At 23.3% G+C, this 446-nt stretch carries 1 protein-coding gene; it reads right to left on the minus strand.

Translation table 11 applies throughout. From position 1 onward, the window contains the following. Nucleotides 1-299 (minus strand): hypothetical protein (locus tag H6A61_RS15425; RefSeq protein ID WP_204394791.1); only part of this gene is annotated, 299 nt, incomplete at its 3' end. Nucleotides 300-446 lie beyond the last annotated feature (147 nt).

Here is a 446-nt window from a genome sequence, read left to right on the forward strand (position 1 = left end):
ACTTTACCATAAAAACCATAACTTATAAGTGCAATAATAAGACTTAATTCATATACAGTTAATAATATTACAGCATATATTTTATTTATTCTTTTAGGTAAAAACAAACATGGTATAAGTAAAGAAACAGACTCAAATAATCCACAAGATATTGAGTCTAATATTGTTAATAATGTAAATTTATCAGATAAAAGTATTTCTGTAGCACTAACAAAAAACATCAATAGGAAAATCCATAAATGTTCATTTAAAGTAATTACACTTCTATCTTTACATGCTTCTATGATTTTTCTTACCATAATTTATGAAATACAATGAATTGACAGGCCTTATACACTCTATCTAAATGACCAAGTATTAAAGCCACAAATATTTTATATTTTATAGGAACATATTTTTTTTTCAAGATTAAAAAATTTATCTCAGGAAATGTTTTTCTCCAATAG

It is taken from the genome of Bacteroides caecigallinarum (assembly GCF_016901995.1).
GTDB lineage: Bacteria > Bacteroidota > Bacteroidia > Bacteroidales > Bacteroidaceae > Phocaeicola > Phocaeicola cellulolyticus.